Here is a 4,280-nt window from a genome sequence, read left to right as displayed (position 1 = left end):
GCCGGCGCCAGCACCGCGTCGAAATCGGCAGCGAGTGGGACCAGCAGCGCCGTCAGCGGCTCGGGCAAGCCATGGGCGTAAAGCGGATCATCGCAACAGAGCACCATCGCCACGCCAGCGAGGCGGGCAGCGGCGTCGGCGACGGCGGCGCAATCGTGACCGGCGACCAGCACCTGCACCTCGTAGCCAAGCGCCAGCGCCGCGGTCACCGTTCTGGCAGTGGCGTCGGCGAGATGGCGGTTGTCGTGTTCGGCGAGAACCAGGCTGGCCATCAGATCGCTCCGGCCGCTGTCAGGTGATCGACCAGCTCGCCGGCCGTTTTCACTTTGATGCCGGCCGGCCGCGCTGCGGGTTCGGTGACGGACAGCACCGTCAGCCGCGGCGAGGTGTCGACGCCGTAATCGGCCGCGGTCTTCGCCGCGATCGGTTTCTTCTTCGCTTTCATCAGGCCGGGGAGCGAGGCATAGCGCGGCTCGTTGAGGCGCAAATCGGTGGTGACGACAGCCGGAAGTTTCAGCGTCACGGTCTGCAGGCCGTTGTCGATTTCGCGTTCGACGATGGCGGTCTCGCCCTCGATCGCGAGGGTATGGGCACGGTTCGCTTGCGCCCAGCCGAGGAGGGCCGCCAGCATCGGACCAGTCTGACCGCAATCGTCGTCGATCGCCTGCTTGCCGGCGAGGACGAGGCCGGGCTGCTCGTCGACGCAAACCGCCTGGAGGATTTTGGCGACCGATAACGGTTCGATGTCGCCGTCGGCGATCACCAGAAGGCCGCGGTCGACGCCCATGGCGAGCGCGGTACGAAGCGTGTCGGCGGCCTCGCGCGGACCGATCGAGACGGCGATGACTTCGCTCGCCGTGCCGTTCTCCTTGAGCCGCACCGCTGCTTCGACGGCGATCTCGTCGAACGGGTTCATGCTCATCTTGACATTGGCGAGATCGAGGGCGCCGGCGCTGAGGCGGACCTTGACGTTGTAATCCACCACCCGTTTGACGGGGACGACGACTTTCATGCGGAGTCCTGGAGCGAACCGCCGCCGCGACCGCTTCGGCATTGTTGCGCGCAAACGCTAGGCGGGGGGCGCGACTCTGTCAACGAAACGGGGCGGCTGTGCTATTTTCCGGCACGTCGCGGCGGCAAGGCGCTAGAGGATTTCCCCTCGCGTCACCGTGCCGCATAATTCGCAGCCCGGGCATCGTTACGGAAGCAGCACCGAATGGGCGCACAATGGCCAACGCCATGACCGTCACGTCTTCCCTTTTTTCCCGCCGCGCCGTGCTTGTTTCGGCCGCTGCGACGGTACTCGCCGCCTCCGCCCGCGCCGACGCCGCGCCCGGCAGCGAAGAATATGCAGCGCTGATGGACGAGGGGCGCTATCTGCCGCTGCTCGATTTCTACCAGAACAATCCGGCCGCGGTCTGGCTGTCGGCACAACTGGCGGCGATGACCGGCGACGAAGAAGCGGCCTTCGCGGTCCCGGCGACCGCGCCGCTGCCGGTGCCCGATCTCTCCGGCGTCAAGACCGCCGATGCGGTGGAAACGATTGCGCTGGCGGCGCGCTCGCGGCGGATCGTGATCCTCAACGAAGCCCATCATGCTTCGCGCTGCCGCGCCTTTGCGGCGGCGGTGGCGGAGCGGCTGGCGGCGGAAGGATTTTCCTGTTTCGCCGCCGAGACCTTCGACAACGCCGAGCGTCCGTCGGCCGCCGCCGCAGCGCTCAACGCCGGCGGTGCCGTCACGCCCAAAACCGGCTGGTACGCCGCCGATCCGGTCTATGCCGAGATGCTGCGCCGCGCCCGCCGCCGCGGCTATCATTTCGCCGCCTACGAAGCGCGCGCTGCGCAGCTGGGCGGCAGCGGCGAAATCGACGCCCGCGAAGATGCCGAGGCCAACAATTTCATCGCCACCATTCTCGATGCCGATCCGCGCGCGCGCGTCTTCGTCATTTGCGGCTACGATCATGTTCTGAAGGCGGCGGGGGCTGACGGGCGGATGTGGTTTGCGGCGCGCCTGAAGGCCAAGACCGGGATCGATCCGTTGTGCATCAGCCAGAGCTGGGGCCTGCCGCCGCCTGCGCCGATGGCGGAGGAGCCGGCGTTGAAGGCGGTGCTCGATACGTTGGCGCCGGCCGTGCCGGTGGTGCTGTTCGATGCGCAAGACCGCCCCGTCTGCCTGTCGCGATCCCAGATCGATGTCGAGGTGATCCATCCACGGCTGGCAAAAATCGACGGCCGTCCTGGCTGGCTGGCGGTCGGCCGCACGCGGGCGCCGTTCGCGCTGGCGGCGTTGACGGCGCCGCACGATCTCATCCAGGCGGTGCCGCTGAGCGAAGCGGGCACGCCCAATGCGGTGCCGTCGGACCAGTACCCGCTCGCCGCCGGCGTGCGCGAGGCGGTGTTCTATCTGTCCGAAGGTGATTACCAGATCCGCCTCGAAACCAGCGACGGCCGCAGCGTGCTGGGACAGATCAAAGTGTGATCACTTCTTCGTCTTCAGATAGGCGATGACGTCGTCGATTTCCTGGGGTTTGCGCAGGCCGGCGAAGGCCATGCGGTTGCCCGGCACCAGTTTCTGCGGATTGGCGAGCCAGGCGCGCAGCTTGTCGTCGGTCCAGGTGATGTTGGCGGCCTTCAGCACCGGCGAGTAATAAAAGCCCGGCAGCGATCCCGCCTTGCGCCCGACGACACCGTTGAGATTGGGCCCGAGCCCGTTGCCGCCGCCCTTGTCGGCGTTGTGGCACATGGCACAGCGGCCGAACACTTCTTCGCCATGCTTGGCATCCGCGGCGACGGCAGCGGTCGAAACGGCGGCAAGCGCGAGAACGGCGGTAACGAAGCGAACCATGCGCGGGTCCCTAGAGGGTGCTCGCGCTTGTAACCGGCGACAAATTCGCTGAACAGCGTGTCGTTACGGCAATCCGCTGCGGATTATTCTTCGCGGTGATCGGGCAGCAAGACTTCGCGCACGCCCTTATGGTTGGGCTTGGAGATGACCTGCTCTTCTTCCATGCGCTCGATCAGCCGCGCCGCGCGGTTGTAGCCGATCTGCAGGCGGCGCTGGATATAGCTGGTGGTGGCTTTCCGCTCGCGCGCCACGATGTCGAGCGCCTTGTCGTAAAGATCGTCGCCCGAGCTGCCGTTGCCTTCGCCGAATGCGCCGAAGGGATCGTCACCGCTGTCGTCGGGCTCTTCGGTGACCGCTTCGAGATAGTCGGGCGTGCCTTGCGTCTTGAGGAACTTGACGATCTCTTCGACTTCGCTGTCGGAGACGAACGGACCGTGGACGCGGCGGATGCGGCCGCCCGCCATCATGTACAGCATGTCGCCCTGGCCGAGGAGTTGTTCGGCACCCTGTTCGCCGAGGATGGTGCGGCTGTCGATCTTGCTCGTCACCTGGAACGAGATGCGGGTCGGGAAGTTCGCCTTGATGGTGCCGGTGATGACGTCGACCGAGGGGCGCTGGGTGGCGGCGATGAGATGGATGCCGGCGGCGCGTGCCATCTGGGCGAGCCGCTGCACCGCGCCTTCGATCTCCTTGCCCGAGACCATCATCAGATCGGCCATTTCGTCGACCACCACGACGATGTAGGGCATCGGCTCGAGTTCGAGCACTTCGTCTTCGTAGACCGGCTTGCCGGTTTCCTTGTCGAAGCCGGTCTGCACCGTGCGTTTGAGAACTTCGTTCTTGGATTTGGCTTTCTTGACCCGTTCGTTGAAGGCCTCCACCCCGCGCACGCCGAGCTTCGACATTTTGCGGTAGCGCTCTTCCATTTCGCGCACCGCCCATTTGAGGGCGACGACGGCTTTCCTCGGATCGGTCACCACTTCGGCCAACAGATGCGGGATACCGTCGTAAGCTGACAATTCCAGCATCTTGGGGTCGATCATGATCAGCTTGCACTGGTCCGGCGGCAGCCGGTAGAGCAGCGACAGGATCATGGTGTTGATCGCCACCGACTTGCCCGAACCGGTGGTGCCGGCGATCAGCAAGTGAGGCATCTTGGCGAGATCGGCCATCACCGGCTCGCCGCCGATCGTCTTGCCGAGCGCGATCGACAGCCGATGGCTCGACTTGTTGAAGTCCTCGCTGGCCAGAAGCTCGCGCAGGTAGACGGTCTCGCGGTCCTGGTTGGGCAGTTCGATGCCGATGGCGTTGCGGCCCTGAACGACAGCGACGCGCGCCGACACCGCCGACATCGAGCGGGCGATGTCGTCGGCAAGGCCGATCACGCGCGAGGACTTCACCCCCGGAGCCGGTTCGAGCTCGTAGAGCGTTACGAC

Annotated in this window: 5 protein-coding genes; 1 reads left to right on the top strand and 4 read right to left on the bottom strand. The window is 66.0% G+C overall.

What is annotated here, in order from left to right; translation table 11 throughout:
- The coding region (locus tag AC1P6P_RS16270) for an adenine nucleotide alpha hydrolase family protein (RefSeq protein WP_481403498.1) at positions 1-272 on the bottom strand (272 nt) is incomplete at its 3' end.
- Positions 272-1,012, bottom strand: a complete 741-nt coding sequence (locus AC1P6P_RS16265) for an electron transfer flavoprotein subunit beta/FixA family protein (protein ID WP_481403497.1) — start codon at positions 1,010-1,012, stop codon at positions 272-274. The genes AC1P6P_RS16270 and AC1P6P_RS16265, both read right to left, overlap by 1 nt.
- A gap of 215 nt (positions 1,013-1,227) precedes the next feature.
- Here AC1P6P_RS16265 and AC1P6P_RS16260 point away from each other — a divergent pair, with 215 nt between their 5' ends.
- The gene (locus AC1P6P_RS16260; RefSeq protein WP_481403496.1) at positions 1,228-2,478 is read left to right on the top strand and encodes a hypothetical protein; all 1,251 of its coding nucleotides are present in this window, start codon (positions 1,228-1,230) and stop codon (positions 2,476-2,478) included.
- Here the strand turns inward: AC1P6P_RS16260 and AC1P6P_RS16255 are convergent, their stop codons facing one another.
- Complete coding sequence (locus tag AC1P6P_RS16255) at positions 2,479-2,844, bottom strand: c-type cytochrome (protein ID WP_481403495.1); 366 nt, start codon at positions 2,842-2,844, stop codon at positions 2,479-2,481.
- 83 nt (positions 2,845-2,927) lie between these two features.
- Positions 2,928-4,280, bottom strand: a 1,353-nt coding sequence (locus AC1P6P_RS16250; protein ID WP_481403494.1) for a DNA translocase FtsK, incomplete at its 5' end; no start/stop codon positions are given.

Source organism: Rhizomicrobium sp., from assembly GCF_056722145.1.
Note: the sequence above shows the minus strand (reverse complement) of the source record. Positions and strands in the feature narration are given on the sequence as shown.

What these genes read in the sequence shown, in the direction of transcription:
- AC1P6P_RS16260 (WP_481403496.1), top strand. Translation starts at nt 1,228, where the DNA reads ATGGCCAACGCCATGACCGTCACGTCTTCCCTTTTTTCCCGCCGCGCC.
- AC1P6P_RS16265 (WP_481403497.1), bottom strand. Translation starts at nt 1,012, where the DNA reads ATGAAAGTCGTCGTCCCCGTCAAACGGGTGGTGGATTACAACGTCAAG.
- AC1P6P_RS16255 (WP_481403495.1), bottom strand. Translation starts at nt 2,844, where the DNA reads ATGGTTCGCTTCGTTACCGCCGTTCTCGCGCTTGCCGCCGTTTCGACC.